Origin of the sequence: Serratia sp. PF-27, assembly GCF_030053255.1 — a bacterium.
Taxonomy (GTDB): Bacteria; Pseudomonadota; Gammaproteobacteria; order Enterobacterales; family Enterobacteriaceae; genus Serratia; species Serratia bockelmannii.
In genome coordinates this window covers 89,892-108,357 of record NZ_JASGBT010000019.1, presented here as the reverse complement: position 1 = coordinate 108,357, position 18,466 = coordinate 89,892, and the positions used below count along the sequence as shown (strand labels likewise).

At 63.2% G+C, this 18,466-nt stretch carries 15 protein-coding genes; 5 read left to right on the top strand and 10 right to left on the bottom strand.

What is annotated here, in order from left to right:
- Positions 1-924: a GlxA family transcriptional regulator gene (locus QMZ29_RS12100; protein ID WP_141996943.1), complete on the top strand. Its 924-nt coding sequence runs from the start codon at positions 1-3 to the stop codon at positions 922-924.
- Here QMZ29_RS12100 and QMZ29_RS12095 read toward each other — a convergent pair.
- A complete protein-coding gene (locus QMZ29_RS12095; RefSeq protein ID WP_197835789.1) occupies positions 919-1,911 on the bottom strand; it encodes an acyltransferase in 993 nt (330 codons plus the stop codon). The two genes, QMZ29_RS12100 and QMZ29_RS12095, sit on opposite strands and share 6 nt — an antisense overlap.
- A 217-nt stretch (positions 1,912-2,128) precedes the next feature.
- Here QMZ29_RS12095 and QMZ29_RS12090 point away from each other — a divergent pair, with 217 nt between their 5' ends.
- A complete protein-coding gene (locus QMZ29_RS12090; protein ID WP_261426343.1) occupies positions 2,129-3,376 on the top strand; it encodes an MFS transporter in 1,248 nt (415 codons plus the stop codon).
- Between the two features lie 54 nt (positions 3,377-3,430).
- Here the strand turns inward: QMZ29_RS12090 and QMZ29_RS12085 are convergent, their stop codons facing one another.
- Positions 3,431-4,057 (bottom strand): LysE family translocator, encoded by a 627-nt coding sequence (locus tag QMZ29_RS12085; RefSeq protein ID WP_173889404.1) that lies wholly within the window; start codon positions 4,055-4,057, stop codon positions 3,431-3,433.
- Between the two features lie 121 nt (positions 4,058-4,178).
- Between QMZ29_RS12085 and QMZ29_RS12080 the strand changes: the two genes are divergently transcribed.
- On the top strand, positions 4,179-5,090 hold the full coding sequence (locus QMZ29_RS12080) for a LysR family transcriptional regulator (protein ID WP_173889406.1): 912 nt from the start codon (positions 4,179-4,181) through the stop codon (positions 5,088-5,090).
- Here the strand turns inward: QMZ29_RS12080 and selB are convergent.
- The 8 genes from selB to fdnG form a co-directional block, all read right to left on the bottom strand.
- The gene (gene selB, locus QMZ29_RS12075; RefSeq protein ID WP_261426345.1) at positions 5,080-6,936 is read right to left on the bottom strand and encodes a selenocysteine-specific translation elongation factor; all 1,857 of its coding nucleotides are present in this window, start codon (positions 6,934-6,936) and stop codon (positions 5,080-5,082) included. The genes QMZ29_RS12080 and selB overlap by 11 nt on opposite strands.
- Complete coding sequence (selA, locus tag QMZ29_RS12070; RefSeq protein WP_141996937.1) at positions 6,933-8,327, bottom strand: L-seryl-tRNA(Sec) selenium transferase; 1,395 nt, start codon at positions 8,325-8,327, stop codon at positions 6,933-6,935. The genes selB and selA overlap by 4 nt, the downstream gene beginning before the upstream one ends.
- A gap of 69 nt (positions 8,328-8,396) precedes the next feature.
- Positions 8,397-9,002 carry a glutathione S-transferase gene (locus tag QMZ29_RS12065; protein ID WP_141996935.1) on the bottom strand — a complete coding sequence of 202 codons (606 nt, stop codon included), beginning with the start codon at positions 9,000-9,002 and terminating at the stop codon, positions 8,397-8,399.
- Positions 9,003-9,042: 40 nt separating this feature from the next.
- Positions 9,043-9,690, bottom strand: coding sequence for a DcrB/PsbP domain-containing protein (locus tag QMZ29_RS12060; RefSeq protein WP_141996933.1), 648 nt, complete (start codon positions 9,688-9,690; stop codon positions 9,043-9,045).
- A gap of 114 nt (positions 9,691-9,804) precedes the next feature.
- Complete coding sequence (gene fdhE, locus QMZ29_RS12055) at positions 9,805-10,734, bottom strand: formate dehydrogenase accessory protein FdhE (protein ID WP_043140774.1); 930 nt, start codon at positions 10,732-10,734, stop codon at positions 9,805-9,807.
- Entirely contained in the window at positions 10,734-11,369 is a 636-nt protein-coding gene (fdoI, locus tag QMZ29_RS12050; protein WP_004934017.1) for a formate dehydrogenase cytochrome b556 subunit, read from the bottom strand. The genes fdhE and fdoI overlap by 1 nt, the downstream gene beginning before the upstream one ends.
- Entirely contained in the window at positions 11,366-12,268 is a 903-nt protein-coding gene (gene fdxH / locus QMZ29_RS12045; protein WP_033649532.1) for a formate dehydrogenase subunit beta, read from the bottom strand. The genes fdoI and fdxH overlap by 4 nt, the downstream gene beginning before the upstream one ends.
- A gap of 12 nt (positions 12,269-12,280) precedes the next feature.
- Positions 12,281-15,328: a formate dehydrogenase-N subunit alpha gene (gene fdnG, locus QMZ29_RS12040; RefSeq protein WP_261426357.1), complete on the bottom strand. Its 3,048-nt coding sequence runs from the start codon at positions 15,326-15,328 to the stop codon at positions 12,281-12,283.
- Between the two features lie 417 nt (positions 15,329-15,745).
- On the opposite strand from fdnG, the gene sodA reads away from it, so the two are divergent.
- Complete coding sequence (gene sodA, locus QMZ29_RS12035; protein ID WP_004934003.1) at positions 15,746-16,366, top strand: superoxide dismutase [Mn]; 621 nt, start codon at positions 15,746-15,748, stop codon at positions 16,364-16,366.
- 125 nt (positions 16,367-16,491) lie between these two features.
- On the top strand, positions 16,492-18,420 hold the full coding sequence (locus tag QMZ29_RS12030; protein ID WP_261426359.1) for a methyl-accepting chemotaxis protein: 1,929 nt from the start codon (positions 16,492-16,494) through the stop codon (positions 18,418-18,420).
- Positions 18,421-18,466: the final 46 nt, after the last annotated feature.

Genomic DNA, 18,466 nt, shown 5'->3' with positions numbered 1-18,466 from the left:
ATGTCGCAGGCCGTCTATTTTCTGCTGTTGCCCAACGTGTTGTCGCTGGACGTCAGCGGCCCGGCGGAAACCCTGCGCCTCGCCGGGCAGTTCACCCTGCGTTATCTCAGCCCGGCGCCGCAGATCGTCTGCTCCATCGGCATGACGCTGAGCGGCCTGCAGCCGTTGCCCGAGCGCCTGGAAGACGGCGCCATCCTGGTGCTGCCGGGCGTCGGCGATTCGCAGCGCTATTTCGCCGGGGAAGAGGCCGAGCAGGCGCGCCGCTGGCTGGCGACGCTGCGGCCCGACCTGCAGCGGCAGCGCATCACCCTGGTGTGCATCTGTTCCGGCGCGCTGCTGGCGGCGCAGGCCGGGCTGCTCGACGGCTATCAGTGCACTACCCACCACGACGTCATCGAACGTATCCGCCGGCAGGCGCCGGCGGCGCAGGTGAAAGAGAACCGTATCTTCGTCGAAGATCGCGGCGTCTACACCAGCGCGGGCATCACCACCGGCATCGATTTGGCGCTGCACCTGGTCCACCGCCACTGCGGTTCCGGCCGGGCGCGCGACGTCGCCCGCGATATGGTGGTCTATTTCCGCCGCGCCGGGGACGATCCGCAGCTGTCGCCCTGGCTGCGCTACCGCAACCACCTGCACCCGGCGGTGCACCGCGCGCAGGACGTGATGGCCGCCGAGCCGGAGGCCGACTGGTCGGTGCCGCAGATAGCGGAGAAGGCGCACGTCAGCAGCCGCCACCTGGCGCGGCTGTTTCGCAGCCACGTCGGCATCAGCGTGCGGGAATATCATGAGCAGCTGCGGCTGGCGGTGGCGCAACAGCGCCTGCAGCAAGGGTATGGCTTGGAGAAGGCCGCGCTGGCGGCCGGTTTTTCTTCCGGGCGGCAGCTGCGCCGCGCCCAGCAGCGTCAGCACTCGCCGCTATGACACCAGCCGGCGGGTATCCAGCCGCTGCAGGCCGACAGACAGCAGCAGGCTGAGCCCCAGCGCCACGCCGAACACCCAGAAGATATCCAGCAGCGGGTGGCCGGTGAAGTCCAGGTGCCGGCTGCGCATCACGTTGACGATAAGGGCGTGAAAACCGTAAATCGCCAGCGAATGGCGGGAAAACGCGCTCAACCAACCGATCGGCTGCGGCAGACAGTGTTTCACCCACACCAGCAGCGCCACCGCCGCCATAAACACCAGCGGGCCGCTGTAGATGTAGTAGGTATCGGCGAAGTTGCCGTTGATGAACAATTGGTGTTTGGTGCCGCGAGCGATCAGCGCCACGCACAGCGCAAATCCCAATGCCGCCAGCCAGCCCACGGCGCGCCCGCGCGCCTCCATCATGCCAATCGCCCGCCCGGCCAGCGCATACAGCAGGTAGTAGAAGGTATCGCCGTAGATATACAGGTTAACCGGCAGCAGGTGCGCGTTGCCGAAGGTCAGCTTATCGGTATTCGGGTTGGCGATCGCCGCCAACACCACCAGCGCGGCGGCCAGGTAGCGGCGCGACACCGGTTTGACGCTGATCAGCGGCGACAGCAGGTAAATCACCGCGATAGCGTAGAAAAACCACAGATGATAGAACACCGGCTTTTGCAACATGCCGCGCAGCGACGGCCAGAAACCGATCTTAGTGAAAGCCGCGATGTAGATCAGCGCAATGGCGCTGTAGAACAGAATGCAGCTGACGATGCGGGTGAAATGCCGGCGGCCGGCGCTCTTTTCGCCGAAGAACAGGTAGCCGGAAATCATAAAGAACAGTGGCACCGATACGCGCGACAGCGAGTTCAGCACGTTGGCGATGTCCCAGTTGTGCAACCCTATTGCCACGCCGTTGGTGACGTAATAGGTGGTGGCGTGGATCATCACCACCATCATGCACGCCATCGCCCGCAGGTTGTCTATCCAGCCGATTTTCTCGCTCAAACGCTCGCCCGATCTTGTGTCATATTGATATGTTAAGAAGAGGTTATCGGGCACGGCGTTCGGCGACAACCCAAAAGCGAAATATCAGAATGCACTTAAACAACACCTTATGATTGCGAAGGTGAACAATTGGCGGCAAAATAGCCGCCATAACTCGCTCAGTTTGCGCTTCCCGCCCTGGCAGTTCCTTTTTCTCTTTTACTATCAGTACAATAATATGAAAACGACATTACCACCTGCGGCACGTTTGGGCCGGCAGGCGCTTTTATTCCCTCTTTGTCTGGTGCTGTTCGAGTTCGCCACCTATATCGGCAACGATATGATTCAGCCGGGCATGCTGGCCGTCGTGGCGGATTTCAACGCCGGTGAAGAGTGGGTGCCTACCTCGATGACCGCCTATCTGGCCGGCGGCATCTTCCTGCAGTGGCTGCTCGGGCCGCTGTCGGATCGCCGCGGCCGTCGCCCAGTGATGCTGGCCGGGGTGGCGTTCTTTATCGTCTCCTGCCTGGCGATCCTGCTGGTCACCAACATCGAGCAGTTCATCGCCATGCGTTTCCTGCAGGGCATCGGCCTGTGCTTCATCGGCGCGGTCGGCTACGCCACCATTCAGGAGTCGTTCGAAGAGGCGGTGTGCATCAAAATCACCGCCCTGATGGCCAACGTGGCGCTGATCGCCCCGCTGCTCGGGCCGCTGGCCGGCGCAGCGCTGATCCACATCGCGCCGTGGCAGAGCATGTTCGTGCTGTTTGCGGCGCTGGCGGCCATCGCCTTCTACGGCCTGTGGAAAGCCATGCCGGAAACCGCCACGCTGCAGGGCGAGGCGTTTTCCGCCGCCAATCTGTGGCGCGACTACCGCCAGGTGCTGGGCAACCGCCGCTTCCTGTGCGGCGCGCTGGCGATCGGTTTCGCCAGCCTGCCGCTGCTGGCCTGGATCGCCCAATCGCCGGTGATCCTGATCAGCGGTGAGTCGCTGTCGACCCTGGACTACGGTCTGCTGCAGATCCCGGTGTTCGGCGCACTCATCCTCGGCAACCTGACGCTGGCGCGCCTGACCGGCAAAAACAGCGTAGAGCGCCTGATCAAGCTGGGCGCAGGCCCGATGCTGTTGGGGCTGTTGATCGCCGCGCTGGCGACCCAGTTCTCCAGCCACGCCTACCTGTGGATGACCGCCGGCCTGAGCCTGTACGCCTTCGGCATCGGCCTCGCCAACGCCGGCCTGTACCGCCTGACGCTGTTCTCCAGCAACGTCAGCAAAGGCACCGTTTCCGCCACCATGGGCATGCTGAGCATGATGGTGTTCACCGTCGGCATCGAGCTGGCCAAGGTCGCCTACGTCTGGGGCGGCAGTGGGCTGTTCAACCTGTTCAACCTCATCAGCGGCCTGTGCTGGCTGACGCTGGTGGCGCTGTTTATCGGCAAACGCCGCGGCGGCGACCCCACGCCGCAGCCGAACGGCGCGGCTTAAGCGCGACGATAAAACGCCGGTCCGGTTTCCCGACCGGCGTTTTTTTATGCGGCCTCAGCCGAGCAGCTCCCACAGCGCATACCCCGCTCCCACTACCGCCACCCCCAACAGCAGCAACGCCGACAGGACAGAGATCGCCCGCCGCGCGCGCTGCAGCGCCGTTCCCGACAGCAGGGTGATATAGGCCAGCAAGATGGCGAAATCCGCCAGCACCCACAGCGCGGTCAGCAGCGTCAGGCTGGCGCCGATCGAGGGGGTGACGGCGATGAACTGCGGAAAAAAGGCGACGAAGAAGATGATGTCCTTGGGGTTGGCGATGCCCACCAGAAAGCCGTTCGCGATCGCCGAGCGTTTTTGCGACGGCGCAACGGGCTGCGCATCGGGGGTTCGCGCGGATAAATCCTCATACAGCGAGACGATCGCCATGCGGCCGATAAACAGGCAGCCCAACAGGCCTACCCACTGCAGCATGCGCATATCCACCGCGAACAGCCCGGTGACGATCAGCGCGGCGATGCCGATCAGCAACAAAGAGGCCCCATTGCTGCCCAGCGCGGTCAACAACGCGCGCCGGGCGCCAAAGCGCGCCGCGGTGTTGGCGACCATCACCACCACCGGCCCCGGCGTGGCGATCAGCATGAAAATGGCGGCGAAATACGCCGCCAGCAACGACAGGTTCATCTTTATTTCACTCACATTCAGGCGGTTGGCGTCGGATCATTATGATGCCGTAGCCCCCGCCTTGAAAAAGGAGTAATCCTGTCGTTTACTGTGAATCAGACTCATTCTTAGAGACGCCGCGATGGCCAGTTCCCTTCCGCCGCTTTACGCCCTGCGCGCCTTCGAGAGCGCCGCCCGCACCGGCTCGTTCACGCTGGCTGCCGACGAGCTGCATCTCACCCCGAGCGCCGTCAGCAAACACATCAAAACGCTGGAGCAACACTTCGGCTGCCGGCTGTTCCAGCGCAACGGCCCGCGCATCGAGGTCACGCCGCAGGGGAAAATCTTCGCCGCCGAGCTGCAGCAAGGGTTTGGCCGCATCGAGCAAGCCTGCGAGCTGTTCAGAAGCCACCGCGATCTGCTGCGGCTGAAGGCGCCCTCCACCCTGACCCTGCGCTGGCTGCTGGACTGCCTGAGCCGATTCCGGCAAACGGTGCAGGCGTTCGAAGTGCAGGCAGCCAGCGTCTGGATGGACATCGACAGCGTGGATTTTTTCAGCGAACCCTACGACTGCGCCATCCTGCTCGGCAACGGCCATTTCGGCGCCAACACCGCCGCCGCCAAACTGTTCGACGAATGGCTGATCCCAATTTGCGCCCCCGCGCTGCTCGCCGACGCGCAGCGCGATCTCGCCACCTGCCCGCTGATCCATCCTTCGCCCGATCGGCGCGACTGGCGGCGCTGGCTGCAAAAAAGCGGCATCGCAGCCCCGATCGATCTCACACGCGGCCAGGTATTTGATTCGCTGGAACAGGGCAACGCGGCGGCCATCGCCGGGCACGGCGTTTCGATCGGCGATCTGGCGCTGAGCCTGCGGACGATTGAGGAGGGGTTATTGGCGCTGCCTTGTGACGCCGCCGTGCGTACCGGCGACGGTTACTATCTGGTTTGGCCGGAAGAATCGGCAAAACGGCCGCTGATCGAACGTTTACAGGCGTTTCTCACCGCCCAAACGCCCGACGTCAGCCGGGCCGCCGTCAGGTTTATCGGGTAGGGGACTCGCTACCGAACAGCCCGCCGTCGCGCAGCAGATGCTCGTTGCCCTTGCGGCGGGTAAAGCCGCTGCGATCGAAGAACTCCAGCACCTGGATCGCCAGCTTGCGCCCGACGCCGAGCCGATCGCGGAAATCGGCGGCGTTGGCGCCCCCGCGCTCCGCATCCAGCTCGCGGATCAGCGCCGCGAACTGATCGATGCGCCGGCTGAAGTAGTAGCGATCCACCACCACCGCCGTCACATGGCCCAGCTGAGCCGCCTTGCGCAGCAGCGCCCGTACCCGGCTCTCTTCCTCGCCCAGTTCGCTCGCCAGATCGCGCACCCACCACGGCTCGTCGCCGAACAGCGGTTCGATGCGCGCCCACAGCGGCGCCTCGTCGGCGCTGAACGCCAGGCCGTGTTCCGGCAAGTGCAGCCAGCCGCGCGTATTGCGCAGCGCGCCGGCCTTCAGCAGCCGCTCGATCATCATAAACACCAGCGCTTCCGGCTGCTGAGGCAGCGCCATGCGCCGCAGGCGGGCGCGTCCTAACCCCAGCTGGTCGGCGTGCTGTTGGTGGTACTCCGCCAGCACCTGTAGCAGGCGGCTCTCCGCCTGTTGCACCTGCTCCTGCGCCAGCGCTCGGTCACCGACGATCAGCAGATCGCGGTTCGCCAGCAGTGCCGCCAGGCCGTCGTCGGTCAACTGACGCGCCCAGGCGAACGCCACCAGCGACAACGCGCCGTGCGGCAGCTCAAGCGCCAGCGCCCGCACGTCGTCTTGCGCCTGCGCCAAGGCCTGCAGCCATGCCAGATAGTCCGGCTGACGCTTGCCGCGCTTGGGCGCATTCAGCCTGAGCACCCGGGCCGCGCCCAGCGTTTGCCGCGCGCCGATATCGCGCAGCACCAGCCGATCGTTTTCCGCCAGCCACAGCGGGCGATCGAGGATCAGTTCCGCCAGTCCGTCGTTCAGCAGCGAAATGCGCCCGGTGATGTGGCTGGCGGCATGGTGCAGATGCAGCGGCTGCCAATGGCGGATCGGCCGATCCGTCTCAAGCGCCACCAGAATGCGTTCCGCCGCCTCCGGCGGGCGCTGCGCCAGCAGCCAATCGCCGCGCGCGATCCGATCTTTATCGACATCGCCGCTGATGTTAAGCGCGATGCGTTGCCCGGCCTGCGCCTGTTCCACGGTTTGATTCTGGGCATGCAGGCCGCGCACCCGCACCGGCGCGTCGGCGCCGGTCAGCCACAGCGTATCCCCCACCTTCACCCGGCCGCCCAGCGCGGTGCCGGTCACCACCAGCCCCGCCCCTTTGACGCTGAACGCACGGTCTACCGCCAGGCGAAAACGGCGCGTCAGCGCGTGCTCGCCGGGCGACAACGCCAGCAAATGCGCGCGCAGCGCCTCGATGCCCTCTCCCGCCGCCGCAGCGGTGACAAACAGCGGCGCATCGGGCCAGCCCTGGCGCGCCAGCTCGTCGCGCACTTGGCGGCGTACCTCGTCAACACGCGCCGCCTCCACCCGGTCGGCCTTGGTCAGCGCCACCGTCAGCGCCGGGCGCCCGCTCAGGCGCAGGATCGCCAAATGCTCGCGGGTCTGCGCCATCACGCCGTCATCGCAGGCCACCACCAGCAACGCATGGTCGATGCCGCCGACGCCCGCCAGCATATTGGCGAGGAATTTCTCGTGGCCGGGCACGTCGATAAAGCCCAACACCCGGCCATCCGGCTGCGGCCAGTAGGCGTAGCCCAGATCGATGGTCATGCCGCGGCGCTTCTCTTCCGGCAGGCGATCCGCATTGATCCCCGAGATCGCCTGCAGCAGGGTGGTTTTGCCATGATCGACATGGCCGGCGGTGGCGATGATCATGATGCGCTCAACGCGTCGATCAGCGCCCCTTCATGTTCCAGACAGCGCAGATCCAGCCACAGCCGGCCGTCGCCGAGGCGGCCGATCACCGGCTGCGGCAGGCGGCGCCAGCGCTCAGCCAACGCTTCCAGCGTGGCGCCGCGGCCGTCGCGCGGCGTGAAGGTCAGCGCATAGCTGGGCAGGCGATCCACCGGCAGCGAACCGCTGCCAATCTGCGACCAGCACGGTTCGGCGCGCAGGTCGAAATCGGCGGTGAACCGTGGTCTCAGCGCCGCCAGCAGCCGCTCGGCCGCCTGTTGCATCTCCTGCTGCGGGCGGGTCAGCAGCCGCAGCGTCGGCAGCTGCTCAGCCAGTTTTTCCGGCTGCAGATAGAGCCGCAGCGTGGCCTCCAGGGCCGCCAGCGTCAGCTTGCCGACGCGCAGCGCGCGCTTGAGCGGATGCTGCTGCAGGCGAGCGATCAGCGCCTTTTTGCCGACGATGATGCCGGCCTGCGGGCCACCCAGCAGCTTATCGCCGGAGAACGTCACCAGATCGACGCCGGCGGCCAGCAGCCGCTGCGGCATCGGTTCGGCGGGCAGGCCGTACTGCGCCATATCGATCAGTGAGCCGCTGCCCAGATCGGTAGCGGTCGGCACGCCCTGTTCGGCCCCGAGCAGCGCCAGTTCAGCCTCGTCGACCGCCGCGGTAAAGCCCTGAATGCTGTAGTTGCTGGTGTGCACTTTCATCAACAGGCCAGTCTGCTCGCTGATGGCCTGGCGGTAATCTTTCAGATGGGTGCGGTTGGTGGTGCCGACTTCCACCAATTGGCAGCCGGCCTGACGCATCACGTCGGGAATGCGAAACGCGCCGCCGATTTCCACCAGCTCGCCGCGCGACACCACTACCTCTTTGCCGGGGGCGATCGCCGCCAACATCAGCAATACCGCCGCCGCGTTGTTATTGACGATGCAGGCGTCTTCCGCGCCCGTCAGCCGGCACAGCAGACTCGCCACAGCCCGATCGCGATGACCGCGCCCGGCGCCGTCCAGATCGTACTCCAGCGTCACCGCCTCTCCCATCACCGCGCTGACCGCGTCCTTCACCGGCTGCGCCAGCAGGGCGCGCCCGAGGTTGGTGTGCAGCACGGTGCCGCTGAGGTTGAACACCGGCAATAACGCCGGGCGTTGCTGCCGGGCCAGCTCCGCCCGCAGCGCCTGCGGCCAGTCGCCGCACCAGGCCGGTAAACGTTGCTGTTGCTTGATAGCGTCGCGCGCCTGGGCCTGCAGCCGGCGCAACAGTTCGCCGATCAGCGTCTGGCCATGCTGAGCCACCAGCGGTTCAATCGCGGGTTCACGCAGCAGACGGTCGATGGCGGGCAGTTGACTGTAAAGAAGGTGGGATTCAGTGCTCATGGTCGCTCGGTTTTCAATTTAGACGTATCGGCATAGCAAAACCCCGCCGCGGCGGGGAGAAAAGAACGTTCAGGGCGGTGCCGTGCGGGCGAAACTTTCGCGGGCGAACAGGCGTTCGGCCAGCTTGACCAGCGCCGGACGTTGGACGCACCAGTTGGGCAGAATGTGGCGGAAATTGAGGTAGCCCAACGCGCAGCCGGTGGCGATATCCGCCAGCGTCAGCCGCTCGGCATTGAGCCACGTTTTTTCCTGCGCCAGCGCCTCCAATGCGTCCAGGCCCTGCGTCAGCTTGTCACGCTGGCGCAGCATCCAGTTTTCGTCCTGCTTTTCCGGCGCGCGCCGGCTTTCGCGGAACAGCGTCGCCGCCGCTTCAGTCACGCCGTCCGCCAGTGCCGCCACCCGGCGGACGCGCAGCGCGGTGGCGCGATCGGCCGGCAAAAACGCCGGCTCCACCGTCAGCAGTTCGAGGTATTCGGCCACGATCGGCGAGTCGTAAAACACCTCGCCATCATCGGCGATCAGCACCGGCACTTTGCCGAGCGGGTTCTGCTCCTTCACCCGGCTGCCGGGCTCATACGGCGGATCGTTGACGAATTCAAACGCAATCCCCTTCTCCAGCAGCATCACGGAAATCTTGCGCACAAAGGGGCTGGTGTAACTGCCGATAAGCTTCATCCGGTCTCCTCCGCTTCGTCCTGGCCGCGGCGCAATGCCCTTACTTCACCGCCAGAGTATCGATAATCCGCTGCACCAGCGCCTGATGCACTTCCGGCGTTTTGGCCGGCGACAGCATTTGCAGCGTCACTACTCGCTTGTTGAACACCGTCAACACCAGGGTGGAAACCACCTTTTGCCCGTTGACGGTCTGCTCGGTATCCACCCGGCGAAACTTTTGTTTGCCGACGGTGAAATTCTCTTCTTTGGTGGTCTGGATATTCTGATAGCGCTCGGCCAGCACCGTAATGGCGCTCTGCGTCAGCTCTTTCAGCATTTTGTCGCTGGTATTGATCTTCATGCCGTCCGGCGGGATCACTTCGGACGAAACCGCGCTCTGGCGCGACTTGCCATCGAGGAAGCGCTGGATAGTGGAGGTACTGTCATTGATGATGCCGCTGTTCAGCGTTTGATCGCTAAAGCCTGACGGCAACTCGAAGGTGATTTTGCCCTTCTGCAGCGACACGTTCAGCCCCGGCGGCGCGGGCGGGGTTTCTACCGGCGCAGGCGGCGGTGGCGCGGGCTGCGTCACGGTCGGTTTGGTATCCGGTGGCGGCACCGCCGGTTTGGTGTCGTCCTTGTTGTCGCAGGCCGCCAGCCCCATCGCCAGCACAGCGACCGCGGTCAGTTTTGCCAGGGTATTTAACATCGTGGTTCCTTTCGCTTGGCGCGTCATGGCCTAAACGTAGCAACTCGCCCGGGCGAATGCCAGAAGCCCGTTCTTAAATTGCGGGTCCGGCCCCGCGCGAACGGGGCCGGGCGGTTACTCCGCCGGGAACAGGAACGGATTGATGCTGCTGCGGCCGAAGCCTTCCTCTTCCATGCGGGCGTCCAGCACCAGCGAAGCCAGATCGTCGGCCACCGCTTCAACCTGCGGGTCTTTTTCCTGATAGAGGATCTTCAGGTAAGTGCCGCAGTCGCCGCAGCTTTCCGCCTTCACCGCCGCCTGTTCGCTGTCCAGCGACCAGTAGTTGAGATCGCGGGTCTGCTCACAGTTGCTGCACTTCACCCGCACCACGTGCCATTCGCTTTCACACAGGTTGCAGTGCAGGTAGCGCAGGCCGTTGACGGTGCCGATATGCACCATGCTGGAGACCGGAATGCTGCCGCACACCGGGCAGAACTGACGCTGCTCGCCGTATTCGGCGCGCGCCTTGCCGGGGATCAGGCTGGCCATCTGCGCCCAATAGAGCGACAGCGCGGCCCAGAGGAACGGCGCCTTCTCGCTGCCCACCTTGCCGAACTCGCGGTTGAGCAAGGCGTCGGCCATCAGCTCCAGCTCGTGCGCCGAGGCTTTCTCCAGGTTGTCCAGCACCGTCAGAATGTGCTCCGGCGCCTGCGGGCGCAGCTCGGCGATCAGCGACGTCAGCAGCTTGCGCCAGTGCTCGCTGCGCGGGAACACGCTCAGATCGAGCGGCGGTTTGCCGCTGGCGGCGCCCTGCGCCAACGCTTCGCTCAGATCGAGCGCCAGCGGATTATCGTGCAGCGCATGCTGCTGCGCCTGCGCCAGTTCGGCGGCGAAGTTAAGGTAGTCGCCCAGCGGGTTGTCGACCGCCAGCTGACGCAGACGGTCGGCGCGGCGGCTGTACAGGCTTTTCAGGTTGGCGAAAAGTAACGGCGGGATGTTCTCCGCCGTTGTGGACTTCTCACGCTGTGCCCCTAACTGCTCTTTAGGAACGATGCGGATACTCATCAGGGTTTATCTTCCTGTCGTTTCTCGCGGACCTCACGGTACCAGCGCGGATGATGTTTCTTGGCCCAGGCCGCCGGCACCCAGCCTTCCACCATCGCGGTAATGGTGCCTTTTACCCACAATGCGGCGTAAATGTGCACCATAATCACGATGATAAGGCCGACCGCGGCCAGCGAATGCACCAGCAGCGCGATGCGGATCAGCGGGATGGAGAACGACGGCGCGAAATACGGCCGCCAGATCACCACGCCACTGGCCAGCAGCAGCACCAGGCTGATAATCGCCGCCCAGAACACGCACTTCTGGCCGAAATTATAGCGCCCGGTGTCACCCACTTCCTCGTTCATGGCGATTTTGTGAATGTTCTTGGCCCAGACGATATCTTCCCGGTTGATCAGGTTATGCTTCCAGTAGCGCAGGAACATCAGCAGGAACGCGGCGAACATGATCACCCCGACAAACGGGTGCAGAATGCGCGCCAGCTGCGGCGTCCCGAAGATGTTCATCAGCCAGTTGAAGGAGGGGAAGAAGAACCCCAGCCCGCTGATGGCGGCGAACACGAAGCAAAACGCCACGATCCAGTGGTTGATGCGCTCCGGTGCGCTGTAACGCTGAATGGGCTTTTCCTTTCTCATTTGCGCGTCTCCTCGTCATGCGACTCGTCGTGCTCGTCCTCATCGTCGACGCGGTTAGGCCCGACGCCGACATAGTGGAACACGCTGGCCGCGAAGGTGGCGGCAAAACCGATGGCCGCCAGGGGTTTCCACACGCCCTTCCAGAAGGTCACCGCCGGGCTGATGCTCGGGTTGTCCGGCAAACCGTGATACAGCTGCGGTTTGTCAGCGTGGTGCAACACGTACATCACGTGCGTGCCGCCCACCCCTGCCGGATCGTACAGACCGGCGTTCTGGTAGCCGCGGGTGTTCAGCTCGCTGACGCGATCCGCCGCCACCTGCTTCATCGCTTCCTTGGTGCCGAAGTGAATGGCGCCGGTCGGGCAGGTTTTCACGCAGGCCGGTTCCTGGCCGACGTCCACGCGGTCGACGCACAGGGTGCACTTGTACACCCGGTTGTCGTCCTTGTTCATGCGCGGTACGTCGAACGGGCAGCCGGCGATGCAGTAGCCGCAGCCGATGCAGTGCTCGGACTGGAAGTCGACGATGCCGTTGGCGTACTGAATGATCGCGCCTTCCGACGGGCAGGCCTTCAGGCAGCCCGGATCGGCGCAGTGCATGCAGCCATCCTTGCGGATCAGCCATTCCAGCTTGCCGTTTTCCTCCACCTCGGAGAAGCGCATCACCGTCCACGACTTGGCGGTCAGATCGGCGGGATTATCGTACACCCCGACGTTGTGCCCCACCTCGTCGCGGATGTCGTTCCATTCGGAACAGGCCACCTGACAGGCCTTGCAGCCGATACAGGTGGTGACATCGATCAGTTTGGCCACTTCTTCCTGGTGGTCACGGGCGCGCGGCGCCGGCGTGAAACCATTGGTGGCGGATTTACGAATGATGTCTTGAGATTGCATGGCCATGATTCGTCTCCGTTACACCTTTTCCACGTTGACCAGGAACGCCTTGAACTCCGGCGTTTGCGTATTGGCGTCGCCGACGAACGGCGTCAGCGTGTTGGCGATAAAGCCTTTCTTCGCCACCCCTTCGTAACCCCAGTGGATCGGGATGCCGATGGTGTCGACTTCCTGGCCGTGCACCTGCAGCGTGCGAATACGTTTGGTCACCACCGCCTTGGCCTTGATGTAGCCGCGGTTGGAGCTGACCTTCACGGTATCGCCCTGCTTGATGCCCTTCTTCTCCGCCAGCTTTTCGCCGATCTCCACGAACTGCTCCGGCTGCGCGATGGCGTTCAGCCGCGCGTGCTTGGTCCAGTAGTGGAAGTGCTCGGTCAGACGATAGGTGGTGCCGACGTACGGGAACTTGTCGGATTTGCCCATCGCCGCCAGATCGTCCTTGAACACGCGCGCCGCCGGGTTGGACACCACGTTCGGGTGCAGCGGGTTGGTGCCGAGCGGCGTTTCGAACGGCTCGTAGTGTTCAGGGAACGGCCCTTCCGCCATCTTGTCGGTGGCGAACAGGCGGCCCATGCCTTCCGGCTGCATGATGAACGGCCCGACGTCGCTGCCCGGCGCAGCGGTGCTGTAGTCCGGGATATCGGCCCCGACCCACTTGGCGCCGTCCCACTCCAGCAGCTGGCGTTTCGGATCCCACGGTTTACCCTGCGGATCCGCCGAGGCGCGGTTGTACAGAATTCGGCGGTTGAGCGGCCATGCCCAGGCCCAGCCCAGCGTGTTGCCGAGGCCGGACGGATCGGCGTTGTCGCGCCGCGCCATCTGGTTGCCGGCCGGCGTCCAGCTGCCGGCGAAGATCCAGCAACCGCTGGCGGTGGTGCCGTCGTCGCGCAGCTGCGCGAACGAGCTGAGCAGCTCGCCTTTTTTCACCACCACTTTGCCGTCGGCATCCAGCAGATCCGCCAGCGCCTTGCCGTTGTTCTCCTGCGCCACCTCTTCCGGCGCCGGGTTGTCCGGCGTCAGGTAGTCCCAGCGCATGTTCAGCACCTGTTCAGGCACCGCACCGCCGTCGCGCGCATACATCTCGCGCAGGCGGCTGAAGATGCCCGCCAGGATCTCGCCGTCGTTCAGCGCTTCGCCCGGGGCGTCCGCGCCTTTCCAGTGCCACTGCAGCCAGCGGCCGGAGTTGACGATCGAACCGTTCTCTTCGGCGAAGCAGGTGGACGGCAGGCGGAACACTTCGGTCTGGATCTGCGAAGGATCCACCTCGTTGAACTCGCCGTGGTTCTGCCAGAAGTTGGAGGTCTCGGTGTTCAACGGATCGATGGTCACCAGGAACTTCAGCTTGGACAGCGAAGCCACTACCTTGTTTTTGTTCGGGAACGACGCCACCGGGTTAAAGCCCTGGCAGAAGTAGCCGTTGACCTTGCCCTGCGCCATCATCTCGAAGTACTGCAGCACGTCGTAGCCTTTGTCCCACTTCGGCAACCAGTCAAAGCCCCAGCTGTTGTCCTTCTGCGCCTTATCGCCGTAGAAGGTCTTCATCATGCTGACGAAGAATTTCGGGTAGTTGCCCCAGTAGTTTACCTGGCCCGGCAGCAGCGCCTTCGGCGTGTTGGCCTTCAGGTAGGTGTCGAGATCGGTCTGTTTCTCCGACGGCAGCGTCATGTAGCCCGGCAGGCTCTGCGACAGCAGGCCGAGATCGGTCAGACCCTGGATGTTGGAGTGGCCGCGCAGCGCGTTGACGCCGCCGCCCGCCATGCCCATGTTGCCAAGCAGCAGCTGGATCATCGCCATGGTACGGATGTTCTGCGCGCCGACCGAGTGCTGAGTCCAGCCCAGGGCGTACAGGAACGAAGCGGTTTTATCCGCGACGCAGGTTTCGGCGATGTATTCGCACACCTTGAGGAAATCGTCCTTCGGCGTGCCGCAGATGTTGGTCACCACGTCAGGCGTGTAGCGGCTCACGTGCTGCTTCAGCATGTTCCACACGCAGCGCGGATCCTGCAGCGTGACGTCGCGCTTGGCGAAGCCGTTCTCGTCGAACTGGTAGTTCCAGGTGGTTTTGTCGTACTTGCGGTTATCCGCGTCGTAGCCGCTGAACAAGCCGTCTTCGAAGGCAAAGTCTTCCCGCACCAGCAGGCTGGCGTTGGTGTAGGCCTCGACGTACTCGCGGTTAAACTTGTTGTTGGTCATCAGATACAGCAACACGCCCGACAGGAAAGCGATGTCGGTCCCGGAGCGGATCGGCGTGTAGAAGTCCGCCACCGATGCGGTTCGGGTAAAGCGCGGATCGATCACGATCAGCTTGGCATTGTTGTGTATTTTGGCTTCCATCGCCCAGCGGAACCCCACCGGATGCGCTTCCGCCGCATTACCGCCCATGACGATAATCAAATTCGCGTTCTTGATATCAACCCAGTGGTTGGTCATCGCACCGCGACCAAATGTTGGAGCAAGACTTGCTACCGTTGGTCCGTGTCAGACACGCGCCTGGTTGTCTACGGCAAGCATGCCGAGAGCGCGACTAAATTTTTGCGACAGAAAACCGGTTTCGTTGCTGGCGGCCGAGGCGCACAGCATGCCGGTGGTCAGCCAACGGTTGACGGTAACGCCCTGGTCGTTGGTTTTGATGAAGTTGGCATCGCGGTCTTCTTTCACCAGCTTGGCGATGCGGGTAAAGGCGTCGTCCCAGCTGATGCGTTGCCATTTGTCCGACCCTGGCGCCCGGTATTCCGGGTACTTGAGGCGGCTTTCGCTGTGGATGAAGTCAACCAGGCCGGCACCTTTCGGGCAAAGCGCGCCGCGGTTTACCGGGTGATCCGGATCCCCTTCGATATGGAAAATGCTTTCTTTGGCGTTCTTGGCGCCATCACCAAGGCTGTACATCAACAGCCCACAGCCGACGGAACAATACGTACAGGTATTACGGGTCTCACGGGCGCGCAGCAGTTTGTACTGCCGGGTTTCCGCCAACGCCACTTCGGGGGCAAAGCCCAGCGCGGCCACCGTCGTTCCTGCCATACCGCCAGCGCAGATCTTAAAGAACTGCCTTCTGCTGACCTGCATGGGGGTCTCCTTTACTCTCGATTGTCACATTGTTCAAATGCGCCTGCCCCGCTAGCGCGGCAAACGCGAATGTCACTGTTGTTATGCTTGCTACGAACGCCGGCCATATTACCACAGCGTGCTTGTGGTTGTTACACACTCGTGCTCATTCAGTGAACGCATTGGCACATTTCGATACATTTCGACCTTGGCGCTCCCTACAGTATAGAGAGTAACCCACGTGCCGGGGCGATGGCTTGACGCGGCCACCCGCCGCCCTCTTCTATCAGTATGTTAGCGCATCGATTTGTACATTAACCACACACTTCACAGGGCATTGATAATCATTTTCAATATCATTTAATTAACTATAATGATCCGACTGCTTACGCGGTGCTCGCCCTTTGCGCCGCCCATACACCACTGGAGATGATGATTATGAGTTATTCACTGCCATCCCTGCCGTACGCTTACGACGCACTGGAACCGCATTTCGACAAGCAGACGATGGAAATCCATCACACCAAACACCACCAGACCTACGTCAACAACGCCAACACCGTGCTGGAAGCCTACCCTGAGCTGGCCAAATACAGCGTTGAAGAGCTGATCCAGGATCTGGATAAAGTGCCTGCCGACAAACGCACCTTCATGCGCAACAACGCCGGCGGCCACGCCAACCACAGCTTCTTCTGGAAAAACCTGAAAACCGGCACCACGCTGGGCGGCGATCTGAAAGCGGCCATCGAGCGCGATTTCGGCAGCGTTGAGAAATTCCAGGAAGAGTTCGAGAAAGCCGCAGCCACCCGCTTCGGTTCCGGTTGGGCCTGGCTGGTGCTGAAAGACGGCAAACTGGCCGTGGTGTCTACCGCTAACCAGGACAGCCCGCTGATGGGCGAAGCCGTCGCCGGCGCTTCCGGTTTCCCAATCATCGGTCTGGACGTGTGGGAACACGCTTACTACCTGAAATACCAGAACAAACGCCCTGACTACATCAAGGCGTTCTGGAACGTGGTCAACTGGGACGAAGCCGCCGCACGCTTCGCCGCGAAGAAGTAATTCGCTCCCGTTGATGAAGATGCCCGCCACCGGCGGGTATTTTTTTGCCTGAAATCCGCTAAAGTTTGACCACTTCTTGCCGATGGTTTGTTCAATTGACGTTCGCCCGGAGAAGGAAAAACGCTATGGCGGCATTGCAAGCATTGGCAGGAAAGTTCACTCATCTCACCGTAGGTAAAAAGCTCGGTCTCGGCTTCGCGCTGTTGCTGCTGTTGGCGGTCGTCATCGCCGGCACCGGGGCGCAATATCTGCATATCATCGAATCCCGCGCCGATCGCATCGACTTCAGCAACCGGCTGAACGAGGAGATCAACCAGGCCAAATACAACCGCGCCATGTACGGCCAGACCTACCGGTCGGAGTATCTGCAGAACAACCGCGCCAATATTGAAAACGCCGTCAAACTGATAGACCAGGGGCAAGCGCTGGACTGGGATGCCCAAAGCCGCAAGGATCTGCAGCGCCTGGTGACGCTGATCGGAGAATATCAGCAGCAGCAAAAAGTCTTTGAGCAGGCGGTCTCGGCGAAAGACGCGGTGCGCCAGAGCTGGAACATGTCGGAAGTGCAGGCCAGCCTGAGCCAGGTGGAGCGCCAGCTCACCAACGGCGATCTGCAGTTGGCCTTCATTCAACTGAACCAGAAGCTGACCCAGGTGCGCTACGGCGCGCGCGGTCTGCTGCTGAGCCTGAACAAGGAAACCGAAGCGCCGCTGATGGCGGCCATCGACGACGCGCGCGACGCGGCCAACGCCCTGAGCCGCCGGGTCAGCGACGCGCAGCGCCCGCAGCTGCAACCGCTGCTGGCCGCCCTGGACGATTACAAAAACCGCATCGCGGCCTACCTGCCGGCCTATGAGCACGAACAGCAGATCAGCCGGCAGCTCGGCGAACGCGCGCATGAGATCGGCACGCTGGTGAACGCCTTTATGCAGGACGAACTGGCGCAGACGCGCAGCAACATCAACCTGGCGCAGCTGCAGATGGGCATCACCACCCTGATCGCCATCATCGCCGGGATACTTATCGCCTGGCGTATCACGCTGCAGATCACCCGTCCGCTGCACAGCACGCTGGCGATGGCGGAACGCATCGCCAGCGGCGATCTGCGCCAGGCGCAGACCAGTACCCGCCGCGACGAGCTGGGACAACTGCTGAACGCGGTGGCGGCGATGAGCCAAAATCTGCGCACTATGATTGAGAAGATCCAGATGGGGGTCAGCCAGGTCTCCACCGCCTCCGCGGAAATCGCCGCCGGCAACACCGATCTCTCCTCCCGCACCGAACAGCAGGCGGCGGCGGTTGAAGAAACCGCGGCCAGCATGGAACAGCTGACCGCCACGGTGAAACAAAACGCCGACAATGCCCATCACGCCAATCAGCTGGCCACCGACGCTTCGCAGACCGCGCAACAGGGCGGCAAGCTGGTGGAGAACGTGGTCAGCACCATGCGCGATATCTCCAGCAGTTCGCAGCGTATCGCTGAAATTACCACCCTGATCAACGGTATTGCCTTCCAGACCAACATCCTGGCGCTCAACGCCGCGGTGGAAGCGGCGCGCGCCGGCGAACAGGGACGCGGCTTCTCGGTGGTCGCCAGCGAAGTGCGCAGCCTGGCGAGCCGCAGCGCCCAAGCGGCCAAGGAGATCGAAGGGCTGATCGCCGAGTCGGTCAGCCGGGTGAAAACCGGCACCGAACTGGTGGAAAGCACCGGCAACACCATGGAACAGATCGTCCGCTCGGTCACCCACGTGCGCGACATCATGGCTGAAATCGCCGCCGCCTCCGATGAGCAGACGCGCGGCATCGCCCAGATTGGCCAGGCGATCGTCGAGATGGATCACACCACCCAGCAGAACGCCGCGCTGGTGGAAGAGTCCGCCGCCGCCGCCGATTCGCTGGAAGAACAGGCCGACATGCTGCTGCAGAGCGTTTCGGTGTTCCGTTTGGCGGAACAGACCGAACCCACCGCCGTGAAAACCGCCGCGCCGAAAGCGCCTGCCGTAAAAACCGCGGCCGCCAACGCCGCAGCGGAGGAGAACTGGACCACCTTCTGACGCCACGCCCCCGCCCGAGGATTTTCGGGCGGGTTGTTATGTCCCC

Coding starts and splice junctions, on each gene's coding strand:
- QMZ29_RS12100 (WP_141996943.1), top strand. CDS start 1: ATGTCGCAGGCCGTCTATTTTCTGCTGTTGCCCAACGTGTTGTCGCTG.
- QMZ29_RS12090 (WP_261426343.1), top strand. CDS start 2,129: ATGAAAACGACATTACCACCTGCGGCACGTTTGGGCCGGCAGGCGCTT.
- QMZ29_RS12085 (WP_173889404.1), bottom strand. CDS start 4,057: ATGAACCTGTCGTTGCTGGCGGCGTATTTCGCCGCCATTTTCATGCTG.
- QMZ29_RS12080 (WP_173889406.1), top strand. CDS start 4,179: ATGGCCAGTTCCCTTCCGCCGCTTTACGCCCTGCGCGCCTTCGAGAGC.
- selB (WP_261426345.1), bottom strand. CDS start 6,936: ATGATCATCGCCACCGCCGGCCATGTCGATCATGGCAAAACCACCCTG.
- selA (WP_141996937.1), bottom strand. CDS start 8,327: ATGAGCACTGAATCCCACCTTCTTTACAGTCAACTGCCCGCCATCGAC.
- QMZ29_RS12065 (WP_141996935.1), bottom strand. CDS start 9,002: ATGAAGCTTATCGGCAGTTACACCAGCCCCTTTGTGCGCAAGATTTCC.
- QMZ29_RS12060 (WP_141996933.1), bottom strand. CDS start 9,690: ATGTTAAATACCCTGGCAAAACTGACCGCGGTCGCTGTGCTGGCGATG.
- fdhE (WP_043140774.1), bottom strand. CDS start 10,734: ATGAGTATCCGCATCGTTCCTAAAGAGCAGTTAGGGGCACAGCGTGAG.
- fdoI (WP_004934017.1), bottom strand. CDS start 11,369: ATGAGAAAGGAAAAGCCCATTCAGCGTTACAGCGCACCGGAGCGCATC.
- fdxH (WP_033649532.1), bottom strand. CDS start 12,268: ATGGCCATGCAATCTCAAGACATCATTCGTAAATCCGCCACCAATGGT.
- sodA (WP_004934003.1), top strand. CDS start 15,746: ATGAGTTATTCACTGCCATCCCTGCCGTACGCTTACGACGCACTGGAA.
- QMZ29_RS12030 (WP_261426359.1), top strand. CDS start 16,492: ATGGCGGCATTGCAAGCATTGGCAGGAAAGTTCACTCATCTCACCGTA.